1 protein-coding gene is annotated in these 228 nt (G+C 44.3%); it reads right to left on the bottom strand.

Annotated elements, in window-relative coordinates:
• Positions 1–228 (bottom strand): helix-turn-helix domain-containing protein (locus AB3I00_RS14870; protein WP_368025653.1); only part of this gene is annotated, 228 nt, incomplete at both ends.

The raw sequence follows: 228 nt of genomic DNA, 5'->3' as shown, positions 1-228 counted from the left end.
GTTCTTGAAACATGCCAACGTTCGGCAATCGTCTTAATAGGCGTACCGCTATCCACTAAAGTTTTCAGTAATTCTAAATCCTGAGAAGTTAACTTTTCAGGACGACCACCAAATCTTCCTCTTGCGCGTGCGGCAGCTCGTCCAGCCGCTGAACGTTCTAGTATAAGATTACGTTCAAATTCTGCGAACGCTGCGAATAGATGAAACATAAGTTGACCAGTAGAGCTA

Origin of the sequence: Enterococcus sp. C76 (genome assembly GCF_040886985.1) — a bacterium.
GTDB lineage: Bacteria > Bacillota > Bacilli > Lactobacillales > Enterococcaceae > Enterococcus_B > Enterococcus_B lactis.
Note: the sequence above shows the minus strand (reverse complement) of the source record. Positions and strands in the feature narration are given on the sequence as shown.